The sequence below is a fragment of the Gordonia amicalis genome (genome assembly GCF_022059885.1).
GTDB lineage: Bacteria > Actinomycetota > Actinomycetes > Mycobacteriales > Mycobacteriaceae > Gordonia > Gordonia amicalis.
In genome coordinates this window covers 230,648-251,883 of record NZ_CP091855.1, presented here as the reverse complement: position 1 = coordinate 251,883, position 21,236 = coordinate 230,648, and the positions used below count along the sequence as shown (strand labels likewise).

Annotated in this window: 19 protein-coding genes, 1 tRNA gene and 1 pseudogene; 10 read left to right on the top strand and 11 right to left on the bottom strand. The window is 67.8% G+C overall.

Features of this window, described 5'->3' with window-relative positions:
* Positions 1–25 precede the first annotated feature (25 nt).
* The 4 genes from IHQ52_RS01185 (at position 26) to IHQ52_RS01170 (ending at position 3,356) form a co-directional block, all read left to right on the top strand.
* Positions 26–622 carry a helix-turn-helix domain-containing protein gene (locus tag IHQ52_RS01185; protein WP_006436689.1) on the top strand — a complete coding sequence of 199 codons (597 nt, stop codon included), beginning with the start codon at positions 26–28 and terminating at the stop codon, positions 620–622.
* 80 nt (positions 623–702) lie between these two features.
* Positions 703–1,683 (top strand): PDR/VanB family oxidoreductase, encoded by a 981-nt coding sequence (locus IHQ52_RS01180; RefSeq protein WP_006436688.1) that lies wholly within the window; start codon positions 703–705, stop codon positions 1,681–1,683.
* On the top strand, positions 1,680–2,990 hold the full coding sequence (locus IHQ52_RS01175) for an amidohydrolase family protein (RefSeq protein ID WP_238064023.1): 1,311 nt from the start codon (positions 1,680–1,682) through the stop codon (positions 2,988–2,990). The genes IHQ52_RS01180 and IHQ52_RS01175 overlap by 4 nt, the downstream gene beginning before the upstream one ends.
* A gap of 189 nt (positions 2,991–3,179) precedes the next feature.
* Positions 3,180–3,356 carry a response regulator transcription factor gene (locus IHQ52_RS01170; RefSeq protein ID WP_375295681.1) on the top strand — a complete coding sequence of 59 codons (177 nt, stop codon included), beginning with the start codon at positions 3,180–3,182 and terminating at the stop codon, positions 3,354–3,356.
* A 19-nt stretch (positions 3,357–3,375) separates the two neighbouring features.
* On the opposite strand, the gene IHQ52_RS01165 is transcribed toward IHQ52_RS01170, so the two are convergent.
* Positions 3,376–3,762 (bottom strand): DUF5997 family protein, encoded by a 387-nt coding sequence (locus tag IHQ52_RS01165; RefSeq protein ID WP_024497380.1) that lies wholly within the window; start codon positions 3,760–3,762, stop codon positions 3,376–3,378.
* A 41-nt stretch (positions 3,763–3,803) separates the two neighbouring features.
* Here IHQ52_RS01165 and IHQ52_RS01160 point away from each other — a divergent pair, with 41 nt between their 5' ends.
* Entirely contained in the window at positions 3,804–4,727 is a 924-nt protein-coding gene (locus IHQ52_RS01160; RefSeq protein WP_024497379.1) for a LysR substrate-binding domain-containing protein, read from the top strand.
* An 11-nt stretch (positions 4,728–4,738) separates the two neighbouring features.
* On the opposite strand, the gene IHQ52_RS01155 is transcribed toward IHQ52_RS01160, so the two are convergent.
* The 5 genes from IHQ52_RS01155 to IHQ52_RS01135 form a co-directional block, all read right to left on the bottom strand.
* Entirely contained in the window at positions 4,739–5,509 is a 771-nt protein-coding gene (locus IHQ52_RS01155) for an NADPH-dependent F420 reductase (RefSeq protein ID WP_081712368.1), read from the bottom strand.
* Between the two features lie 249 nt (positions 5,510–5,758).
* Positions 5,759–6,145, bottom strand: a complete 387-nt coding sequence (gene lepB, locus IHQ52_RS01150; RefSeq protein ID WP_024497377.1) for a signal peptidase I — start codon at positions 6,143–6,145, stop codon at positions 5,759–5,761.
* A 32-nt stretch (positions 6,146–6,177) separates the two neighbouring features.
* A complete protein-coding gene (locus IHQ52_RS01145) occupies positions 6,178–6,747 on the bottom strand; it encodes a DUF6448 family protein (protein ID WP_024497376.1) in 570 nt (189 codons plus the stop codon).
* Positions 6,748–6,826: 79 nt separating this feature from the next.
* Positions 6,827–7,531 (bottom strand): Crp/Fnr family transcriptional regulator, encoded by a 705-nt coding sequence (locus tag IHQ52_RS01140; protein ID WP_024497375.1) that lies wholly within the window; start codon positions 7,529–7,531, stop codon positions 6,827–6,829.
* A 458-nt stretch (positions 7,532–7,989) separates the two neighbouring features.
* A tRNA-Gly gene (locus IHQ52_RS01135) sits at positions 7,990–8,063 on the bottom strand.
* A gap of 159 nt (positions 8,064–8,222) precedes the next feature.
* On the opposite strand from IHQ52_RS01135, the gene IHQ52_RS01130 reads away from it, so the two are divergent.
* The 4 genes from IHQ52_RS01130 (at position 8,223) to IHQ52_RS01115 (ending at position 13,623) form a co-directional block, all read left to right on the top strand.
* The gene (locus tag IHQ52_RS01130; protein WP_024497374.1) at positions 8,223–9,722 is read left to right on the top strand and encodes an HNH endonuclease; all 1,500 of its coding nucleotides are present in this window, start codon (positions 8,223–8,225) and stop codon (positions 9,720–9,722) included.
* Between the two features lie 21 nt (positions 9,723–9,743).
* Positions 9,744–10,316 (top strand): dCTP deaminase, encoded by a 573-nt coding sequence (gene dcd / locus IHQ52_RS01125; RefSeq protein WP_024497373.1) that lies wholly within the window; start codon positions 9,744–9,746, stop codon positions 10,314–10,316.
* A gap of 77 nt (positions 10,317–10,393) precedes the next feature.
* A complete protein-coding gene (locus IHQ52_RS01120) occupies positions 10,394–11,830 on the top strand; it encodes a UDP-glucose dehydrogenase family protein (protein ID WP_024497372.1) in 1,437 nt (478 codons plus the stop codon).
* A 77-nt stretch (positions 11,831–11,907) separates the two neighbouring features.
* A complete protein-coding gene (locus tag IHQ52_RS01115) occupies positions 11,908–13,623 on the top strand; it encodes a hypothetical protein (RefSeq protein WP_024497371.1) in 1,716 nt (571 codons plus the stop codon).
* Here IHQ52_RS01115 and IHQ52_RS01110 read toward each other — a convergent pair whose 3' ends face one another.
* Entirely contained in the window at positions 13,624–14,214 is a 591-nt protein-coding gene (locus IHQ52_RS01110) for a TetR/AcrR family transcriptional regulator (protein WP_024497370.1), read from the bottom strand.
* A gap of 112 nt (positions 14,215–14,326) precedes the next feature.
* On the opposite strand from IHQ52_RS01110, the gene IHQ52_RS01105 reads away from it, so the two are divergent.
* Positions 14,327–15,985 (top strand): DHA2 family efflux MFS transporter permease subunit, encoded by a 1,659-nt coding sequence (locus IHQ52_RS01105; RefSeq protein WP_024497369.1) that lies wholly within the window; start codon positions 14,327–14,329, stop codon positions 15,983–15,985.
* Here IHQ52_RS01105 and IHQ52_RS01100 read toward each other — a convergent pair.
* The 4 genes and pseudogenes from IHQ52_RS01100 to IHQ52_RS01085 all read right to left on the bottom strand — a co-directional run bounded on the left by IHQ52_RS01100 (position 15,947) and on the right by IHQ52_RS01085 (position 21,170).
* A pseudogene (locus IHQ52_RS01100) lies at positions 15,947–17,074 on the bottom strand (PDR/VanB family oxidoreductase). The gene IHQ52_RS01105 and the pseudogene IHQ52_RS01100 sit on opposite strands and share 39 nt — an antisense overlap.
* A 9-nt stretch (positions 17,075–17,083) precedes the next feature.
* On the bottom strand, positions 17,084–18,010 hold the full coding sequence (locus IHQ52_RS01095) for a metal-dependent hydrolase (RefSeq protein ID WP_096274734.1): 927 nt from the start codon (positions 18,008–18,010) through the stop codon (positions 17,084–17,086).
* Positions 18,007–19,788, bottom strand: a complete 1,782-nt coding sequence (locus tag IHQ52_RS01090) for an SDR family oxidoreductase (protein WP_096274733.1) — start codon at positions 19,786–19,788, stop codon at positions 18,007–18,009. The genes IHQ52_RS01095 and IHQ52_RS01090 overlap by 4 nt, the downstream gene beginning before the upstream one ends.
* A gap of 128 nt (positions 19,789–19,916) precedes the next feature.
* Positions 19,917–21,170, bottom strand: coding sequence for a pyridoxal phosphate-dependent aminotransferase (locus IHQ52_RS01085; protein ID WP_096274732.1), 1,254 nt, complete (start codon positions 21,168–21,170; stop codon positions 19,917–19,919).
* Between the last annotated feature and the right edge of the window lie 66 nt (positions 21,171–21,236).

Below are 21,236 nucleotides of genomic sequence, written 5' to 3'. Positions count from 1 at the left end.
CGCCGGAGTGTGAAAGGTGCATCGAATGGCACTGGAGGAGCCGGATGCGGCGCAGGCGTCGCTGGGTGCCGAGATCCGACGGCGACGCAAACAGCAGGATACGACCCTTGCGAATCTAGCTGCGCAGGCTGGCATCTCGCATTCCTTCCTGTCGCAGCTGGAACGCGGGTACGCGCGGCCGAGTATGACGACGCTGGAGCGCATCGCCCGTGCGCTGGGGACGACGCAGGTGAGTCTCATGCTCGCCGCGGACCCGGGACGGGCCGGGAACGCCCCGGCCGACGCACCCCCGGGCGCGCAGATCGTGCGCGCCGATCAGGGTGCCGTGCTCCCGCAGACGGGGGACGACGCCGGGCATGCCCGGCTGCTGGTGAACGGTGACGCGGCGTTCTATCCCCAGGAACATGCTTTGGGTGCAAGGGAATTCGGCGACTTCTACCGGCACGAGCAGGATGAGTGGCTACATGTGGTGTCCGGTGAGATCGAGGTGGATCTGTCCGACGGCCGCATCGTCGAATTGCGGACCGGCGACAGCCTTTACTACGCTGGCGGCATTCCTCATCGGTGGCGACTGGTCGGCCCTGATGTCGCGCATCTGATCGTGGTGCAGGCGTCGTCGTAGCGATCGTCGCGGCTGTCGGTGAGGGTGTGGTTCCTGTGGCTGGGAGCCGGACGGGCCTCGCCGAATCGAGGAGTCCACCGATGTCCCTGTCTTCCTCCGGGGTTGCACTGTCTTCTCCTGGTCGTGCGCAACCCTTACGTGTGCGCGTCGCCGCGCGCAGGCCGGTCGCCGAGCGTGTCGAGGAGTTCGTCCTGACCGCCGCGTCCGGTGACCCGCTCCCCGCCTGGTCGGCGGGTTCCCACGTCGACCTCGTCGCGCCCTCGGGAGTGGTGCGCCAGTACTCGTTGTGTCCCGCCGATCCCGGGGTCTACCGGGTCGTGGTCGAACGCCGGGCCGACGGCCGCGGCGGTTCGGTGTCGGTGCACGACGATCTCGCGGTGGGTGATGAGACGTGGATCAGTCTGCCGCGGAACCATTTCGCGCTCACCCGTGCTCTCGAGTACGTGTTCGTCGCGGGTGGGATCGGGATCACCCCCATACTCGCGCTGGTCGACGAGGCTCGTACGGCTGGCCGGCCGTGGCGACTGCTGTACATCGGGCGAACGCGGGCGGAGATGGCGTACGCCGACGACCTCGTCTCGGCTCATCCTGACCACGTCACCGTGCATGAGTCGCGGGTGTCGGGCCGGCTGACTCTGAGCGATGCGCTCACCGGGTCGGCCCGGGGAACCGCGGTGTACGGCTGCGGTCCGGCGGCGATGCTCGACGCGATCGCCGACGCGTGTGCACCGCAACCGGCGGTGGACTCGTTCACCGAGCGGTTCACGGCGGCGGTCGCGGAGAGTGTTCCCAACCGGGAGTTCGAGCTGTCGCTGGCGATGTCCGGTGTGACGCTGACGGTTCCGGAGGACCGCACGATCCTCGAAGCCCTCGACGGCTCCGGGGTGGTGGCGCCCTCGTCGTGTCGCGAGGGGATGTGCGGCACCTGCGAGACCGGGGTGGTGAGCGGTGAGGTCGACCATCGGGACGCGGTGCTCTCGCCGGAGGAACGCTCCGAGAACGAGTCGATGATGATCTGCGTATCACGTTGTACCAGCGGGCGTCTGGTGCTCGAGCTGTGAGGCCGACCGTCCTCACCGGGGCGGAAGCGGTGCTGGTGGACGGTAGTACCGTGACGCGTGGCCCGATCGTCGTCGACGGTGCGGTCATCGCGTCGGGTCCGGCGCCATCGGATGCCGAGGTCGTCGACACCTCGGGGTGCGTGATCACACCCGGATTGGTGAATGCCCATCATCACCTGCTGCAGAGTGCCTTTCGCTCACGTCCGTACGGTCGATTCCGGCCGATGCGGGACTGGCTCGCGGGGATGGCGCGGCGCTACACCGAGGCCGCGGTGGACCCCGAGCTCACCGCCACCGCGGCTGGAGTCGGTGTCGCCGAATCCCTGTTGTGCGGGGTGACCACGGTCGCCGACCACCACCTCACGTGGCCCCGCGACCAGGACCCGGTCGCGATGGCGGGCGCGACCATCGGCGCCGCCCGCCGCGTCGGCGCACGGCTGGTCTTCGTGCGCGGCACCGCCCGAGACGACCCGGAGTCGGCCGCACAGTCGGTCGTCGACATCCATGACGCACACCTGCACGGGGCGACCGACGGTGTGTCGGTCGACGGCATGACCCAACTCGCCGTCGGCCCGTCCGGGGTCCATGCCGACGGACCGGAGACCTTCGCGGCACTGTCCGATGTCGCAGCACGTCTCGGACTGCGTCGTCGAACTCAGGCCAACGAACAGATCGACGTCGATGTCGCCGCCGAACGGTATGGCCGGCGCCCTCTGGAACTACTGGACGACTGGGGTTGGCTGGCCGCCGATGTCACCGTCGCGCACCTGTGCGAGATCACCGATGACGAACTGGATCTGGTGGCGAGGTCGGGTGCCCACGCAACCCACGCACCGGGGTGTGACGTGCCGATGGGTTGGGGTGTCGCCCGCGTGGCCGCCCTCGGCCGCGCCGGCGTACGCATCGGGCTCGGTACCAGCGGCGGCGGGAGCAACGATGCCGGCCACCTCCTCGCGGATGCGCGACTGGCGATGCAGGTCTCCGGACTGATCGGCGACCCGGTGTCGGCCCGCGACTGTCTCGCGATGGCGACCGAGGGGTCCGCCACGGGCCTCGGCCGCCCCGAGCTCGGACACCTACGTCCCGGCGCGGCTGCGGATCTGTGCGTGTGGGACTGCTCCGATGTGTTTGACGCCGGCGTCCCGGACGCGCTCGACGGTCTTCTCTGGGCGGGGCCCGGCAGACGACCCCGCGACGTGATGGTCGGCGGCCGCTGGGTGGTCCGCGACGGAGTGCTGGTGACCGCGGACTCGCGAGCGCTGGCGAACGACCTCACGACGATGCTCGACGAGCGGTTGTCGGGATGACCCGCGCCCCATGACTGGGTGCAGGGTCATGCCCCTGTCGGCCGAGTAGCGACGACCCAGCGCGGCGAGGACGCCGCGTATCGAGGTCAGCGCAACGGGACCGGGGCCGCGGCACCCACCAGGGCGACGATGTGGAGTCCGCCCGGATTGGTCTGGAGCGGAACCTCTTTCCAGTTGTTGGTCGTCCACATGGCCGAGGGGTTCGGCAACGCCGAGATCACCGAGCACCTGCAGATCAGTGTGCTGACCGCGAAAACCCATGTGAACAGGGCGATGACGAAGTTCGGTGCGCGGGACCGCGCACAGCTGGTGGTGGTGGCGTATGAATGCGGACTCGTCGTGCCGGGGCGGCGGCCGGTGCGGTAGCCGGAGGGGATCCGCCTGGTCAGTCCTCGGGGTTCTCGGCTTCCTCGCGGTCCCGGCGCTGGTCCTCGTGGAGCGACTTGACGCGTCGTTCCTCACGCCGGACCTCGACCTGGGTGGCGCGCTCGGCGACCAGCCACTCGGGCATCTCGGCCAGCAGCTCGTTGATCTGCGCGGTGGTCAGCGCCTCGGTGATCCCGTTGCGGACCAGAGCGGAGTTGGAGACGCCGAGCTTGGCCGCGACCAGGTTCTTCGGGTGCGGTCCCTCCGCGCGGAGGGTCTTCAGCCACTCCGGTGGGTCGGCCTGCAGGGCGGCGAGTTCAGCGCGGGTGATGGAACCGTCGCGGAACTCGGCAGGGGTCGCCGGCAGGTAGACGTCCAGCTTCTTGGCGGCGGTGGCCGGCTTCATCGACTGCGAGCTCATTGCCCCAGGGTATCGGGCGGTAGCCTTTGGTCGTGACCACACCCGACCGGGCAGGCGTTTCCGGGTCTCCGGCCTTTCGATTGGCGTACGTCCCCGGCGTGACCCCCGGCAAGTGGGTCCGTATCTGGGAGGAGCGGCGACCCGACGCCCCGCTGGAGCTGGTCGCCCTCGAGGTTGCCGAGTGCGCGGACGCCATCGGACAGGGAAGTGTGCAGATGGCGATCACGCGCCTGCCCGACGCGCTGCGTCACGGCGAGGCCGGACCGCATCACACCATCGAGCTGTATGAGGAGACCACCGTCGTCGTGGTTCCTAAGGATCATGTGCTCACTGCAGGTGACGAGTTGACGCTGGCCGACCTCGCCGACGAGCAGTTCCTGTGGCCACTCGACGAACCGGTGTCGGGATTCGTCGACCCTGCTGGCCGAGTAGCGCCGACCGAGCGGAGCGAGGATGCGGGTGGTTCTGCTGGCCGAGTAGCGCCGACCGAGCGGAGCGAGGACGCGGGTGGTTCTGCTGGCCGAGTAGCGCCGACCGAGCGGAGCGAGGACGCCGCGTATCGAGGTCGTCCCGGCACCGCGATCGACCACCGTCCGGAAACCACCGGGGATGCAATCGAACTCGTGGCCGCCGGTATCGGTGTCCTTCTCGTGCCTCAGTCCCTGGCGCGACTACATCACCGCAAGGATCTCGTCTACCGTCCGGTGTCCGACGCGCCGACCGGCACCGTCGGCCTGTTGTGGCCCGATCCGACCACCGAGTTGGCCGACGAATTCATCGGAATCGTCCGCGGTCGCAAGGCGACTTCGTCGCGGGGGCAATCCGAACCGGCGCCGAAACGATCGGCCAGGGAGAAGGCCGCCGCGAAGCGTGCCGCGCGGGAGTCCGCGGGGAAGATCCCGGGGAAGAGCGCACGGAAGAAGCCCGGGGTGCGTCCGAAGCGGCGGTGACCGACGGCACGTCAGGCGGCGCGCCACTCCCCGGTGCGCTCGGGCGAGGCCTCAGCCAGTGCGGTGATGGTGTCGTCGACGCCGAAGTCCTTGCCGTACAAGGGTGTTCCCGGCTGCTGACGCCACGACTCGGCGAGCGATCCGGCGTCGACCGGGTCGAAGCCGAGTTCGTCGACGATGCCGAAGACGATCTTCTTTCCGCCCGGGTGATCTCCGGCGATCGGCAGTGCGATCCGGCCCTCGGCGCCGGCCGGGCGCCCCTTCGTGAGCAGGTGCTTCCAGTAGATCCCGTTGAAGACCTTGTAGACGGGCGCACCGATCTGCTCGGACACCCACACGCTCTCGGGGGTGCCGTTCTCGATCGCCTCGATCTTCCCGTCGCGCTGCTGCGGGTAGTAGTTGTTGGTCTCGATGACCGGTGCGCCCGATTTGCGTGCGTCGACGATGCCGGCGGCCAGGTGAGGGGTGTTCTTCTGCGGGATGGACACGATCACGAGGTCGGCGTCGTGTGCGGCTTCGGCGGCCCACACCGCCGTGGCGCCGGTCTCGGCAGCCAGTTCCGAAAGGGTCTCGGGTGAGCGAGAATTCGAAACACGTACCTCATGTCCCAGTTCGGTGAGCCGACGAGTGAGTGTTCCGCCGATGAATCCCGCTCCGATGATCCCGATGTTCACTGCTGCACCTCTTCTTCGACGATGTCGTTGACTCTGGGCGCAACAGTGGTCGCGGTCCGAGCATTCCCGGTGCGCGGGTTTCGTGCGGAGTAGGTGGTGGAATGTCATCGAGCCCAGTGGCCTGTCACGTGAGCCACCATCCGGCGTCTGTGCTGGGCACGCTCACCATTCCGTCTGGTACGACCGTATCAACTCTGAGCTCGCGTTATCTGCAGCGGCGGATCAACATCCTGGCGGACGTGCAGCAGGCACGGCTCGTGGCGACGCCTCGCGCGGCATAAAGGCATCTCCGACGCTGCCCCTCCTACGGCCACCCGCCGGACCGTCGAAGGGCGAGGGTTGAGGAGCGCGATCGACTCAGCGGGACCTGGAGACGAATGGATTGCGGACTACGACCAGTCGGTCGGTCAGCACCGCCCGCTCGACGTAGGGCTGCTCCCACGTGCGGCTGTCGTCGGAAGCATCGCGGTTGTCGCCCAGCAGGAGGTAGTGCCCGGCGGGGACGTGAAAAATGCCGCGATAGTAAGAGGGCGAGGCGTACGGCTCGTCGAGCGGCACGCCGTCGATCCGAACCGCGCCGCCGTCGATCTCCACGGTCTCCCCCGGTAGGCCGATCACGCGCTTGACGATCCGCCCGCCCGTCTCGGCATGGTCCACCACGACCAGGTCTCCCCGGTGAATCGGGGTCGATCGCCGGAGCGACCTGGTGAGTGCGAAGCGCCCGTCCGACAGGGTCGGCGCCATCGAGTGTGACCGAACCCTGGTGAGCCGGCACATCAGTGGTGCCCGGCGTGCGCGTGCCCGTGCTCGTGCTCGTGACCCTCGGCGTACTTGAAGTACCGGACGTAGGCGTCCATGTACTCGCGAGCGGCGTCCAGGTCGTCGGTGTCGAAGCCCTTGAGCGCCATGGCCCGATCGAACCGGCGCTCGAGCTCGTCCCAGCGGTCGTCGGCGACGAGTCCGCGCAGCGGCTCGATGCTGCCGAGGTCCAGCGCCTCGTCGGCTGCCGCGACCTGCGCGGTGACGCCTTCGCCGGCGGGCTTGAGACCGGTGAAGCCGGCGCCCTCGCCCGCCCGGTGAACCCTGACCAGGGTCTCGAGGAACCACCGGTCGGCCACCTCGCGGGCCTCCCCGCCGGCGGCACGGACACGCAGGACCTTGTCGAAAGCGGCCCGGATCTCGTTCTCGTCGCTGGGCTGGACCCACTTGAGCGCGATGTTGACGTTCCCGCTCTCGAGCGCCCGGCGGCCGTCGGTGGCGGCTGGGCCGTTCTCGGTGTCGCAGTGGGCGGAGGCATCGCGTGCGAACAGCGCGAGAAGCCGGTGGACCGCGGTGCTGATGCTCATGGCGGGCTCCTTTCCTTGGTTGCCTACCAGGTGCAATCACCAAACTAGACCGGTGTCCGTCCTGGCTCCATGACCTAGGTCAAGAGCCGCCGGACCGCCGCTCGAGGCCCTCGAGATCCAGCAGGTCGACCTCGGCACCACGCACATCGATCAGTCCCTCGCGCTCGAGCGCCGCGAGCCGTCGGCTGAGCGTCTCGGGGATGGTGCCGAGATAGGTGGCCACGTCTTTCTTGGACACGGGCAGCCGAACGGTCAGCGCTCCGTCGAGGCTCCGCGTCGCCGGCAGGTCAAGGAGGTAGGACGCGATGCGGGCGCTGACGTCGACGAGGGTGCGGGCGGCGAGCCGCCGCTCGGTCTCCTGTAGTCGCGTCGCCAGCGAGTGGAGCATCGCCACCCCTATGTCCGGGTAACGGTGCACGAGCTCGGTCAGCATGCTGTGGTCGAACACGCACATCGTGGAGCTCTCGAGGGCCATGTAGTCGTTCTCCGGCCGGGCACCGGTGAGAAAGCCGACCTCCCCTTCGACGTCGCCGGGCCCCAGCAGGCGCAGCGTGACCTCACGCCCGTCTTCGGCGGTGCGCCCGACTTTGACCAGGCCCTCGTGCACCACGAACAGCTTGGCGGTGTCCCGGCCCGCCCACACGAAAGTCTCGCCGCGGCCCACGCGTACAGGTCGTGCCAGCGATGCCACCTCGTCCTGCTGGTCGTGGCTCAGCCGGGAGAACAGCGGAACCCTGGCCACGCAGGATTCACCGTGGTGGTGGTGCTCGTGCGGCCGGTTCATCGAAGCTCAGTGTAGGTGCGCGTGCGAGCGGTCGTGGGAGTGTCGTGCATGGCCCGATGGCCTCCCGCCCGGCAAGAGAGGCGTCGCCTGCGCCCCTCGCAAGGGCACCTGGCTAACCCCGCCCACTACCGGCAGGTTTGTGCTGGGCCTTCGGCGACGTACCGGTCTTGAACGTCGGTATCGCCACCGACGACGATACCCCCGCAGCGGTGAAGCTCGCCGCGATGCGCTGGATCGCGCGGGCTCTCGGCGAAGACGGCAGTGGAAGTGGACGTGACGCCCAAAGGATTCGAACAGGTCTTGGAGGTTGTGCTTAGGGGCGGTTCCGGTGCTGAGAGTCGTTCACGCCGAGGCGAACCCGACGACACCGAACACCACTGGATCAACGCGGAGCTCGGTGTGATCGACTCTGAGGTGTCGGCCGAGACTTGCGAAACATCGCTCCAAGGCGGTGCTGGTGGAGCCGATGACGGGAATCGAACCCGCGTATTCAGCTTGGGAAGCTGATGTTCTGCCATTGAACTACATCGGCGTGCGAGCGCTGGGCTCGCGTCCGAAAGCCTAGCAAACCGGCGTCGGGGTCTTCGCGAGCGGCGCGAAGATTCTTTCCGAGCCGGGGTTGCGCACCGGCGCGGACGCCCGTACTATCGAACATAGTTTCGAGTAAAGCCATGATGACGGGGGTTAAATCATGGCTTTAGGCGAGCCATCTGCATCACAGCCACTTCTTCTCGACCAGTACGAGCGTCTACACGCGCTGCTGGACGAGATCAGCGAGACGGCGTCCACGGACTGTTCCGACACAGACCTGCTCAAGGTCGCGATGGAGCACGAACGCGCCGAGCGTCGCATGCTCACGTCGTTCGCCGCCCACATCATCGACATCGACGAACGCTCCGCATACCGGAAAGCCGGCAGCCAGACCGTCACCAACTTCGTCACCAGCGTGCTCAACCGCAGCGGAGAGGCCACCCGGCTACTCAACCGCGTGTGGGCGATCGGCAAGTTCCCCGACATGCAGGGCGAGGCACTCGAGCCGCGATTCCCGGAGACCGCCAAAGGTGTTGCCCAAGGCGAGATCTCGGGGCGGAACGTCGACGTCATCGTCGAGGTGATGAAGAAGGTCCCGGCCGCCGCAGACCCGGCGGACCGTGAAGCCGCCGAGGCGACGCTTGCGCATTACGCCCGCGACTACGACCCGTCCTCGCTGCGCGAACTCGGCGGGCGGATTCTCGCCCACCTCGATCCCGACGGAACCCTGACCGACGACCGCGACCGTGCCCGAATGCGCGGCATGCGCCTCGGCCCTCAGGACGCACAGCTGATGTCCAAGCTCACCGCCGACCTCGACCCCAAGACCCGGGCGATGCTCGACGTCGTACTGGCGGTGTGGGCAGCGCCGGGCATGAACAACCCCGACGACCCGGAGTCACCCGTCGGAGACCCCGGCAGTGCTGATCCCGATGCCCTCGCGGCCGCTGCCGAACGCGACAACCGGTCGACCGCGAAACGCAACCACGACGCCTTCTCGGCGTTGCTCCGGTACGCACTCGACGACGGCGCGCTCGGTCGTTCCCATCACGGACTGCCGCCGCACGTCATCGTCACGATCACCGAATCGGCGCTCCGCAACCGGGCCGGGGCTCCCGCGCGCACCGCGACGGGGGCGCTACTCCCGATCAAGGATGTCGTCGAACTCGCCGCCGAGTCGCAGCAGTACCTCGAGGTATTCCGCGACCACACCAGTGAGGTCCTCTACCTCGGACGGGCCAAGCGCCTGGCATCCCGGGCGCAGCGGATCGCCGCGGTGGGTCGCGATGGCGGCTGCACGTGTCCACGCTGCACGCGGTCGTCCTTCGACTCCGAACTGCACCACGTGGCCGAATGGACAGCCGACGACGGCCCCACCGACATCGACAACATGACCACCGCATGCGGACCGCACAACCGTGCGGTCGGCCCCGGCGACGACCAGTGGGCCACCACGATCGCCACCGATGGGGTCGACGCAGGTCGCGTCGTCTGGCACCCGCCGACGTCGCACCCGGATCAGACCCCGAAGGTCAATCACGCCAACCGCACCGACGAGGTCCTCAACCGGATGCGAGCCGATGCCCGTCGACGCCGGTCGAGTGGTCACGGGCAGGACGAGGCGTCTGGGCCGACGGACACCGGCGCAGATCCACCCTGACCATTCGATAACCTCGACACCGTGCTGCTCTCCGACCGCGACATCCGCTCCGAGATCGCTGACGGGCGCCTCGCCATCGATCCATTCGATCCTGCGCTCGTCCAGCCCTCCAGCGTCGACGTCCGGCTCGACAGTCTGTTCCGCGTGTTCAACAACACCCGGTACACCCACATCGACCCGGCCCAACGCCAAGACGAACTGACCACCCTCGTCGAACCGACCGAGGGTGAGCCCTTCGTGCTGCACCCGGGTGAGTTCGTGCTGGGCTCCACCCTCGAGGTGTGCAGCCTGCCCGACGACCTCGCCGGACGCCTCGAAGGAAAGTCCTCGCTCGGGCGGCTCGGCCTCCTGACCCACTCGACCGCCGGCTTCATCGACCCCGGCTTTTCCGGACACATCACCCTGGAACTCTCCAATGTGGCCAACCTGCCGATCACGCTGTGGCCTGGCATGAAGATCGGCCAGCTGTGCCTCATCCGCCTCACCAGCCCGGCCGAGCACCCTTACGGCAGCGCGAAGGTCGGCTCGAAGTACCAGGGGCAACGCGGACCCACCCCGTCGAAGGCGTACCTGAACTTCCTCAAGAACGACTGAGAAGTTCACCCGACCGATCACCACACGCAACGCCGCGGTTGGTTCACGGCACACCCGCCTGGGTAATCGTTGCGACCATGAAGCTCACGGTGATCGGATGCGGATACCTCGGCGCGACGCACGCGGCCTGTATGGCCGAGCTCGGACACGACGTCGTGGGCATCGACATCGACCCGCGGAAGGTCGAACGCCTGCAGGCCGGTGACGTCCCGTTCTTCGAACCCGGGCTCTCCGACATCCTTCGCCGCAACCTCGACGCCGGACGGCTTCGATTCACCACCGACCACTCGATCGCCGCCGACCACGCCTCGGTCCACTTCATCGGCGTCGGCACCCCGCAGGAGGACCGCGGACACCGCGCCGACCTGTCCCACGTCCACGCGGCCGTCGACACACTGGTTCCCACACTTCGCGGCCAGCACGTCCTCATCGGCAAGTCCACCGTCCCGGTCGGCACGTGTGAGGAACTGTCGCAACGGATCTCGCGACTCTCGGCGCCGGGCGCCGACGTCGAGCTGTCGTGGAGCCCCGAGTTCCTGAGGGAGGGTTTCGCCGTCGAAGACACCCTGTCGCCCGACCGGCTGGTCCTCGGTGCCGGACGGCTCGTCGACGACCCGCAGGCCGCACCGGCGGTGTCGCTGGCCGGCGAGGTGGTCCGAGACATCTATCGCGAGGTACTCGAAACCGGTGTGCCTCTGATCGAGACCGACTGGGCCACTGCTGAACTCGTCAAAGTGTCTGCCAATGCGTTTCTCGCCACCAAGATCTCGTTCATCAACGCGATGAGTGAACTGTGCGAGATCGCCGGTGCCGACGTCGGTACGCTCGCCGACGCCATGGGCCACGATCCCCGGATCGGCCGGCGGTTCCTCAACGCGGGACTGGGCTTCGGCGGCGGCTGCCTACCCAAGGACATCCGAGCGCTGACCGCCCGCGCCGACGAGATGGGCGCCCCTCGCGCGGTCGGGTTCCTGCGCGAGGTCGACGCCATCAACATGCGTCGGCGCAGCGCCGCCGCCGAACTCGTCGCCGAGGCGCTCGGCGGAGAAGCGTTGGGCCGCAATGTCGCCGTACTCGGTTCCGCCTTCAAACCCGAGAGCGACGACGTCCGCGACTCTCCCGCGCTCGCCGTTGCGGGCCGTCTCGCGCTGGACGGGGCCTCGGTCACCGTCTTCGACCCGCAGGCAATGGGCAATTCGCGCCGGGTGCAGCCGACGCTGGGCTACGCGGCGTCGGCGCGCGAGGCCTGCGATCGCGCCGATGTCGTCGTCATCGCCACCGAATGGGCGGAGTTCGTCCACATGTCACCCGACGAGCTCGCGCCCGTGGTCCGCCACAAGCGCATCGTCGACACCCGTCGTTGCCTCGACCCACAGGCCTGGCGGGACGCCGGGTGGGACTACCGGGCGCTGGGCGGTCCGGTGCCGGCGCGAAAAATTGGGACAACAAGTTCGTTCACGCAGGTGAACGGGGCTTCGTCGAAAGCGGTTCCCCGAGTGGACGTGTTAGGTTAACCCCGCGATTGACGGGGGCACCTTCTCGCCGTGGGGGCGTGTAGGGCGAGGTGCACACAAGTGCAGGAATTGATCAGATGACCGACACGGTGTTCGATGCGGCCCTGGGGCCGGCCTCTGCGTCTGCAGAGGTCTCGGTTCATCCCGCCGTGCTCGACGACGTGCGGGCCACACTCCGTCAGCGCGGGCTCGACGCCCCTGAGGTGGTACTGCTGGGTCTCGACGGGAACGGTTGCGTGTCCGTCGGGCGGTTCGACACCTCCCGGGGCGCGGTCGCCGACACCTATTCCGACGTGGCCCTGTCCGTCGGTGCGCTCGACCGCGCCATCGCCGACCATCTGATCAAGATCGGGCGCGTCGAGTCACCGACATCGCCGGAATGGCATGACGAACTCTTCGATCTCATCGCCCGCGGACGCGAACGCCTGCAGGATTCCGACGGCACATTTCTTATGGGACGCCGACACATTCGGCTGTTCCGCCTGGCACGCCGGGATGTCGAGGAGGCGGGCGGCGCGCTCATCGCACGCGGTGAGGAACTGGCGCGCGCAGCAGTGGCCGGTGCGCAGGCCCCCGCAGTCGTCATCACCGACGGTCTGAGCGTGTGGCCCGGCCTGCGCGACGGGATCGCCAAAGCCGTACAGGTACCGGTCGTCGACGCTGCTCCCAGTCCGCTGACGGCCACGGTGCCGGCTGTACCGCTCAGCGGCCCGCGGGAAGCGCACACACCGGATGCGGCTGCCGACGCCCCCGACGCCGAGGCAGCGACGTCCGCTGACCCCGACAACGACGGAACCGCGCCCGCCGCCGACGCAGACCACAGCGCCGATTCAGACAACAGCGCCGCCGCAGACCACAGCGTCGATACAGACAACAGCGCCGCCGCGCACACCAGCTACAGCACCGACAACACATCGACCGAGCCGGACGCCGTGGCGGCCGAGAGCGCCGAAGAGTCACAAGCTGCGCGTGCCGGTGCCGACCCCGACAAGGAGTCCGGGGTCGCAGTCGAGGTCGAAGATGTTGTCGATGCCACCGTCGAACTCGACGCAGAATCAGTCGTCGACACGACGCCGAACCTTGTGGCCGACGAGGTGACCGAGCCGGCGATCGGGAGCCCTGGTCGCTCAGGCGATTTCCCGGTCGTCGATGTTGACCGCATATCCAGTGAGCAGCCTTCACGTCCGGTGGATCCCGCGCCCGCAACGGCATTCGGTGCCACAGCGACCTCTGTCTTCGGAACTCCACCCGCGCAAGACCCTGCGCCGGTTCGAGAGCACGTGAACATGCCGACGGCCTTCGAGTACGCGGCACGGCGAATTGACCCGGGTCCGCAGGCCGTCGGCACCGCCCCGATGATCCCGGCCGATCGCACGTTCCCTGCGCCGGAACAGCATTCGCCCTACGGCCGACCTGCTCCGGTGCCGTCCCGTTCGCGACGCACGGTCCTGGCAGGCCTGGCGCTGGTATGTGCGCTGGCCATCACCGCGGTCGCGGTCGCACTGGCCACGGGGAACGATGACTCCTCGCAGGCGCCCGTTGCTGCTCCCACCACGACCACGCCCACCACGACGGCGCCCACCACCGCGGCGCCGACCGGCCAGGAGTACGCCGACCCGGCCATCGTCGCCGAGGCGCGTCAGCCCGCGCAGCGCTACACCCCACCGCCACCGCCGGTGGTGACCAACGAGCAGGGGCCGGCACCGCGACCACGATCCCGCGCACCGCGTCCGCAGCGCGGCGTGACGATCCCGAATCCGATTCCCGGACTGCCGCCGATCGTCCTGCCGTGATCAGTCGGCGGGGCTCGGCGCCAGGCCTCGCGCGACGAACGCCAGTACCCTCTCGTAGTTCGCCGCGCCGTCGACCTGTGGCGGGTGCGTGCCGGCGAGTTCCAGGCTGACTGCACCGTGAACCGCTGACCAGGCCTGCATGGCGAGATCGGCGGGATCGCCGGCCATCACGACGCCGGCCACCTGTCCGTACCGGATGACGTCGACGAGTACGTCGAATGCATGCGCCGCCACCTCGAGATCCGGCGTGCAGCGCGTGGAGAACATCAGCCCGTAGAGAACGGGGTTCGACACGGCGAACTCGCGGTAACCGCGACCGGAGTTCCGTAAGCGGGCGACCGGGTCGTCGTCGGTGGCTCCCACTGCTCGTGCGAACTCGGCGAAACCATCGGTGACCAGCGCATCCAATAGTCCATCGCGACCGTCGAAGTGGTTGTAGACGCCCATCGGCGCGACCTTCGCCTCAGCTGCGGCCGCCCGCACGGTGAGCCCGGCTTCGCCGTCGCGCTCGAGGATCGCACGACCGGCGCGCAGCAGAGCCGACCGGACGTCGGCGGCGGAGGTTCGGGTGCGCGGCTTTGCGGTGGGCATATTGACAATCTACTAGCACGGTGTTCTTCTGGAATAGAACAATGTTCTATAACTGTAGGACGAGGTTCTACTTCATCTGGACTTCATCAGCTCACGGAACAGGAGAATGCCGATGCGTACAGGACGTATGGGCTCACGCTGGTGGGCGCTCGGCGCCCTCAGCTTTGCCGAACTGCTGGTCATGATCGACAACACGATCGTCAACGTCGCTCTGCCGACGCTGGCCCGCGACCTCGACGCCGGGATCTCCGGCCTGCAATGGATCGTCGACGCCTACACGCTCGTGTTCGCCGGCCTGCTCTTGACCGGTGGCTATCTGGGTGACCGGTTCGGCCACCGGCGGATGCTCCTCACCGGCGTCGTCGGCTTCATGGCGGTCTCGATCCTGGCGGCGTCGTCGCAGAACCTGGGCCAGCTCATCGCGTCGCGCGGCGGCCTGGGACTCTTTGCCGCACTGGTGTTCCCGGCGACGCTGGCGATCATCACGACGATCTTCGTCGACGCCCGGGAGCGGGCGACGGCCGTCGGTATCTGGGCGGCCGTCTCCGGTGTGGCCGTCGCCATCGGTCCCGTCTTGGGTGGCTGGCTGCTCGAGCACTTCTCGTGGACCTCGGTCTTCTGGGTCAACGTCCCATTCGGTCTGGCCGCGTTGGCGGTGATCCTCGCGGTCGTCCCCGGTACCCGGCCGTTGGCGGTGCCGCGATTCGACGCCGTCGGAGTGGGCTTGTCGGTTGCCGGTCTGGGGCTTCTCACCTACACGCTGATCGAGGCACCTCACGTCGGTTGGGGTGAGGTCCGAACCGTCCTCGGAATCGTTGCGGCCCTGTCGATCCTGTCCGTGTTCGTGGTGACGCAGCTACGCATGGCCCACCCCATCCTCGATGTGCGACTGTTCGCCAACCGGCAGTTCGCCACCGCAGCCGGGATGATCAGCGTGGCGTTCTTCGCACTGTTCGGGTTCATCTTCCTGATCACCCAGTTCTTCCAGGCGGTCAAGGGATACGGTCCGCTGGCCGCAGGTGTGCGAACCCTGCCCTTCGCCATCGTGATGGCGGTGCTGTCGCCGGTGGCGATGGCCCTGTCCCACCGGTTCGGCCCACGCTTCGTCGCCGTGGCGGGTGCCTTCCTCATGTCCGGTGGCTTCGCGCTCGTCGAGATCTCCTCGCGCGCTTCGGGTTACTGGGAGCTCATCGTCTGGTCGATGTCGCTGATGGCCGCCGGCCTGGCCTTCATCTCGGGACCGTGCACGCAGCTCATCATGGATGCTCTGCGTCCGGAGCAGGCCGGTGCGGGCAGCGCGGTCAACGACACCACCCGTGAGATCGGCGGCACCCTCGGGGTTGCGGTGCTCGGCTCGATCCTGACCTCGGTCTACGTCGCGGGAATCGGGGATCGGCTGTCGGACAGCGGATTGCCACGAGAGGTGGTCGCGACCGCGGGACAGTCGGTGATGGCCGGGGTGGAGGTCGCCGGTCGGGTGCCCGCCGCGATGAGCGAGACGGTCCGGGTCGCGGTACAGCAGGTGTTCATGGACGGTCTGCACAACGCGGTGTGGGCGGCGGTGGTCATCACCGCGACGGCCGGTGTGGCAGCGGTAGTCCTGTTGCGCGGCACCGTCGCCGGACGTCACGCGGCGCCGGATTCGCAGGAAGGGCCCTTCGAGACGCATCCTCCGCAAGCTCCGGATGCTCCTCAGGGAGCGGGGGTGCGTCCGCAGGGAGAAGTGGCCACCTCACAGATCGAGCGTGAGGTTCCCGCCGGCACTGCGTGACACGCAGGTCAGCATGGTCCCGGCCTCCCGCTCGGGCTCGGTCAGGATGTTGTCACGGTGGTCGATGTCGCCGGACAACGTCCTGACCTTGCATGTGCCACAGAAGCCCTGCTGACACGAGTAAGGCACCGACGGCATCACTCGCCGGAGCGCGGCGAGCGCCGACTCGTCGGCGGCCACCGGAATCCGTTCCCCCGTGGACGCCAGCGTCACCGTGAACGGTGTGCCGTCCTCCACCGGTGGCGGACTGAAACGTTCGTAGTGCAGTTCGATGTCCGCGCGGTCGGCCAGGTGGCGGCGGAGGTTCTCCAGCATCGGAACCGGTCCGCAGCAGTACACCGCGAGGTCGGCGTCCGAATCCGGGACCGGACCGACCAGTTCCGACATCGTCGGCAGTCCGTGCCGATCGTCGGTGCGGATGGTGATGCGGTCGCCGAACCTCGCCACATCGTCGAGGAAGGGGATCGAGTCGGCCGAGCGACCGGTGTAGATCATCGACCAGTCCAGCCCGAAGCGCTCCGCCACCGTCAGCATCGGCAGGATCGGCGTGATGCCGATCCCGGCGGCGATGAAGCGAATCCGGCGAGCGGGCGATCCGTGGCCGGGTACCGCCAGGGGGAAAGCGTTGCGCGGTCCCTTGATCGACATCACGTCGCCGATCTCCAAAGCGTCGTGGACCTCGATGGAACCGCCACCGCCGTCCGGGATGCGCCGCACCGCGATGCGGTAGTGCTCACGGTCCGCGGTGTCGCCGCACAACGAGTACTCGCGCATGCGGCCGGACGGGAGCAGCACGTCGATGTGGGCACCCGCGTGCCACGACGGCAGCACCCCGCCGTCCGCGGCCGTGAGGGTCAGCGCGATGACGTTCTCGTCATGTGCGACGACCTCGCGGTCCACGATGCGGACGTGGGTGATCCCGTCGTTGACCGGCGCCGGCCTCAGCGGGGACAGCGGCCGCCAGGCCGGCTACCACGCCCGCATGAACGCGGTCCCGACGGTGAGGATCGGATCGCGGCGCCACCGCCCGTACAGATGTGGCGGTGGCTGGGTGAGACTCGTCGAATGCGGATGTGCGCGTTGGTTCATCGGAGTCTCTCAGGCCGCGTTGCGTGCGGCCGGTGACTTGGCGAGGTATGCGACGGCCTGGGCGGTGCTGCCGATCTGTTCGGGGCGGAAGCCGGGCCGGAAGTAACTGAATGTGGAGAAGACGATGCTCCGAAGCGGGGGCAGGACGTTGGCGCGCACGCCGCGGTGGAACTGCCACTTCTTCTGGATGTAGTTGTAGGACACCGACGTGTCCTGCTTCATGATGAACCGGTAGCCGCGCTGTATGAGGAACAGCAGCATCGGGAGGACGGCGAGCATCGCGCGCCCGCGGCGGAGGTAACTGTCGCCGAAATAGGCTGCGACGTCGTGCGCGACGGCCCGATGTTCCACTTCCTCCGCGCCGTGCCACATGAACAGATCGGCCATCGTCGGATGCGCGCCGGTCTCGATCCAGTTGTTGTTCAGTGCGAAATCGCCGAGCACCGCGGTGTAGTGCTCGAGGGCGGCGATCAGCCACAACCGCTCGATGAGGTGCTTGTGCCGCGCTTGCGGCGGGCCGCTCGTCGCCGGTCCGAGAACTCTGCGGAAGACCCACTCCATCTGCAGCTGGTACGGACGTGGATCGATGCCGTGGTGATCGAGGAACTCCCACAGCACATGGTCGTGAGCTTCGGCGTGCATCGCCTCCTGTCCGATGAAACCCCGCATGCGAGAGGCGAGTTCCTCGTCGGCCACCAGCGGCAGCGCCTCGTTGTAGGTCTGCACAAACCAGCGTTCCCCCTCCGGGAGAAGAAGATTCAACACGCTGATGAAGTTGGACGCCACCGGGTGGCCGGGAATCCAGTGCAGGGGCACGTCGTCCCAGTCGAATGCCACGTTGCGGGCATGCAGTTCGACCGGGCCGGGATCGGCTTGATCAGCACTCGTCTGATCGGTGTGGCTCAGGTCCGGACGCGGGCGTTCGACGGTGCTCATCCGGTCACCTTCTGTCGGGCGCCGATGCGCGACAGCCACGGCGCGAAACGGTATATGCGATAACCGACCTTCGCCTCGGGCGTCACCGGGACGACTGCCTTGTTGTGCTCGATCGCCGAGACGATCTCGACGGCCACCCGATCCGGGGTGAAACCTCGGCGCTGGTAGAAGCGGTTCAGCCGATCTCGTTGTGCCTGTTCGGTATCGGCGTCCAGTCCGGCGATCGGCGACGACGACACGATGTTGGTGTCGACGATGCCCGGGCAGATGGCGCTGACACCGATGCGGTGCTCGGCGAGTTCGGCGCGCAGCGACTCCGAGAACAGCAGGACCCCCGCCTTCGACGCCGAGTACAAGCCGAGGCTGCGCGACGGCGTGAACGCCGCGGCCGAGGAGACGTTGACGATGTGCCCGCCCACTCCGCGGTCCACCATCTGACGGCCGAACTCGCGGCTCCCCGTGATGACCCCGCGCAGGTTGACGTCGAAGAGCCGATCGACCTGCTCGTCGGTTGCGGCGAGAGCCCCACCGGCCAAGCCGATCCCGGCGTTGTTGATCACAATGTCGGGTACCCCGTGGCTCTCCCGGACCGTCGCGGCGAAGGACGTGAACGAGTCGGTGTCGGACACGTCGAGGAGGTAGGCGTGCGCCACCGCGCCGGCGATCTTGCAGGCCTGCGCCGTCTCGGCGGCGGTGTCGAGGTTCCGGTCGGCGAGCACGAGTTCGCACCCGCGCTCGGCGAGGAGCAGTGCGGTCTCCCGACCGATGCCACTGCCCGCGCCGGTGATCACGACCAGCTTTCCGGCCAACGGTTTCGGTTCGGCGAACACCCGCGACCGCTCGACGGTCGGCGGCGCCTCGTTGTCGGTCTGCGCGGCAAGGAAATCCAGGATCGTGTCGGTCAGGTAGCCCGGCTTGGTATACGGCAGCCAGTGGCCGGTCGGGGTGTCGCGCCGCCACAGCTTGGCCGCATAGGTCGGGGTGTTGTCGTAGATGGCCGGACGCAGGGCGATGTCGCGCTCGTTGACCACCTGCAGCACCGGCACCGCGGTCGAGCGGGGCTCCGGGCGGGCCAGTTTCTGGCGGATGTTGGCGCGATAGAGCGCGAGTCCGGTGATCATGTCGCGGCGCAGTGTCTCGGCGACGACGACGTTCTCCGGTGGGGTGCCCTCGATGGTGTGCAGGAACTGCTTCCACGCCCGCGGACTTCCCAGTGCGGTCAGCAGGGCGTTCGGCAGCACCGGCAGCTGGAACAGTCCCGTGTAGGCCGATGAGAGTGACTGCGTCGCAATGGTTCGCATGCGGCGGGGTGTCGGGCGGGTCAGTCCTTCGCGTAACAGCTGACCGAGGTGGTCGAGGTTGGGTCCGGAGACCGAGACGAAGGATGCGATGCGGGTGTGCGACCTCGGTCGGCTGACGGCCTCCCAGGCCTGGACCGAACCCCAGTCGTGACCGACGACGTGCACGGGAGCGTCGGGACTCACCGCTTCGGCGACGGCGAAGAGGTCGTCGGCGAGCTCGGCCAGCCGGTACGCACCGACCTCGCCTGGACGGTCGCTTTCGCCGAATCCGCGGCAGTCATAGGCGACCACGTGATACTTCTCGGCCAGCCGAGGTGCGATGTGGGTCCAGAGATGGTGGGTGTCGGGCCAGCCGTGCACCAGCATGACCGTCGGATTCTCCGGGTCCCCGAGTTCGAAGGTCGCGAGGGTGACGCCGTCGCCGGTCACCGTTCCCCGTCGCCAGTCGGGACGCACCTGCACTGCATGTTCGGACATCCGTGTCACCTCGTTGTAGACCCCGATTGGAGGTACACGTTACCAACGGTTACACAAATGTCCAGACCCTGGAGGAGACAAAGAGGCCCGGTCAGAAGACCGGGCCCTTCGAGACGGCGCTCCGCAACCTACTGGCGGTACGACGACAGGAAGTTGCCGATCCGTTCGACGGCCTCCTTGAGGTCCCGCGACCACGGCAGCGTGACGATGCGGAAGTGGTTGTGGTCCTCGAGGTTGAACCCGGTGCCCTGCACGACGAGGATCTTCTCCTGCAGTAGCAGGTCCTGGACGAACAGCTCGTCGTTGTGGATCTCGTGTACCTCGGGGTCGAGGCGCGGGAAGGCGTACAGGGCCCCCTTGGGCTTCACGCAGCTGACACCGGGGATCTCGTTGAGCTTCTCCCAGGTGACGTTGCGCTGTTCGTAGAGGCGACCGCCCGGGGAGACGAGCGCATCGATGGACTGGTACCCACCCAGCGCCACCTGGATCGCGTGCTGGCCGGGCACGTTCGCACACAGGCGGGTCGACGCGAGGATGCCCATGCCCTCGAGGAAGCCCGTGGCATGGTCCTTGGGGCCGGTGAAGACGACCCAGCCGGCGCGGTAACCGCACACGCGGTACGCCTTGGACAGGCCGTTGAAGGTGAGGCACAACAGATCCGGCGCCAGCGAGGCGACGTTGATGTGCTCGGCGTCGTCGTAGAGGATCTTGTCGTAGATCTCGTCGGCGAGGATCAGCAACGAGTGTTCACGCGCCAGTTCGACGAGCTGCTGCAGGACTTCGCGTGAGTAGACCGCGCCCGTCGGGTTGTTGGGGTTGATGATGACGATCGCCTTGGTGCGGTCGGTGATCTTCGACGCGATGTCGGTGATGTCGGGGTTCCAGCCGTTTTCCTCGTCGCAGCGGTAGTGCACCGGACGGCCGCCGGACAGCGAGGTCATCGCCGTCCACAGCGGGTAGTCGGGGGCCGGGATGAGCACCTCGTCGCCGTCGTTGAGCAGCGCCTGCATCGTCATCGTGATGAGCTCGGAGACACCGTTGCCCAGGATGACGTCGTCGACGTCGAAGTAGGGGAAGTCGGGGATGAGCTCGTACCGTGTCACGACGGCGCGTCTCGCGGACAGCACGCCTGCCGATTCGGAGTAGCCCTGCGAGTACGGCAGTGCGTGGATCATGTCGCGCATGATCACGTCGGGTGCCTCGAACCCGAAGATCGCCGGGTTCCCGATGTTCAGCTTGAGGATGCGATGGCCCTCTGCCTCGAGCCGCTGCGCGTGCTCGTGTACGGGTCCGCGGATCTCGTAGCACACGTTCTGCAGCTTGAGCGACTGCTCGAGCGGCTTGAGGTTCTGGTTCAGATGCGACACATGGGGCCTACTCACGAGTTCAATTGTCGCAGCCGCGTGCAAGTCGGTTTCCGCCAGTGCTGCGCGGCAGTGGCCGGCCTA

Coding starts and splice junctions, on each gene's coding strand:
- IHQ52_RS01115 (WP_024497371.1), top strand. CDS start 11,908: ATGACCGACACGGTGTTCGATGCGGCCCTGGGGCCGGCCTCTGCGTCT.
- IHQ52_RS01145 (WP_024497376.1), bottom strand. CDS start 6,747: ATGAGCATCAGCACCGCGGTCCACCGGCTTCTCGCGCTGTTCGCACGC.
- IHQ52_RS01185 (WP_006436689.1), top strand. CDS start 26: ATGGCACTGGAGGAGCCGGATGCGGCGCAGGCGTCGCTGGGTGCCGAG.
- IHQ52_RS01140 (WP_024497375.1), bottom strand. CDS start 7,531: ATGAACCGGCCGCACGAGCACCACCACCACGGTGAATCCTGCGTGGCC.
- IHQ52_RS01095 (WP_096274734.1), bottom strand. CDS start 18,010: ATGAGCACCGTCGAACGCCCGCGTCCGGACCTGAGCCACACCGATCAG.
- IHQ52_RS01180 (WP_006436688.1), top strand. CDS start 703: ATGTCCCTGTCTTCCTCCGGGGTTGCACTGTCTTCTCCTGGTCGTGCG.
- IHQ52_RS01120 (WP_024497372.1), top strand. CDS start 10,394: ATGAAGCTCACGGTGATCGGATGCGGATACCTCGGCGCGACGCACGCG.
- IHQ52_RS01155 (WP_081712368.1), bottom strand. CDS start 5,509: ATGACATTCCACCACCTACTCCGCACGAAACCCGCGCACCGGGAATGC.
- IHQ52_RS01110 (WP_024497370.1), bottom strand. CDS start 14,214: ATGCCCACCGCAAAGCCGCGCACCCGAACCTCCGCCGCCGACGTCCGG.
- IHQ52_RS01165 (WP_024497380.1), bottom strand. CDS start 3,762: ATGAAGCCGGCCACCGCCGCCAAGAAGCTGGACGTCTACCTGCCGGCG.
- IHQ52_RS01170 (WP_375295681.1), top strand. CDS start 3,180: ATGGCCGAGGGGTTCGGCAACGCCGAGATCACCGAGCACCTGCAGATC.
- IHQ52_RS01105 (WP_024497369.1), top strand. CDS start 14,327: ATGCGTACAGGACGTATGGGCTCACGCTGGTGGGCGCTCGGCGCCCTC.
- lepB (WP_024497377.1), bottom strand. CDS start 6,145: ATGGCGCCGACCCTGTCGGACGGGCGCTTCGCACTCACCAGGTCGCTC.
- IHQ52_RS01130 (WP_024497374.1), top strand. CDS start 8,223: ATGGCTTTAGGCGAGCCATCTGCATCACAGCCACTTCTTCTCGACCAG.
- IHQ52_RS01090 (WP_096274733.1), bottom strand. CDS start 19,788: ATGTCCGAACATGCAGTGCAGGTGCGTCCCGACTGGCGACGGGGAACG.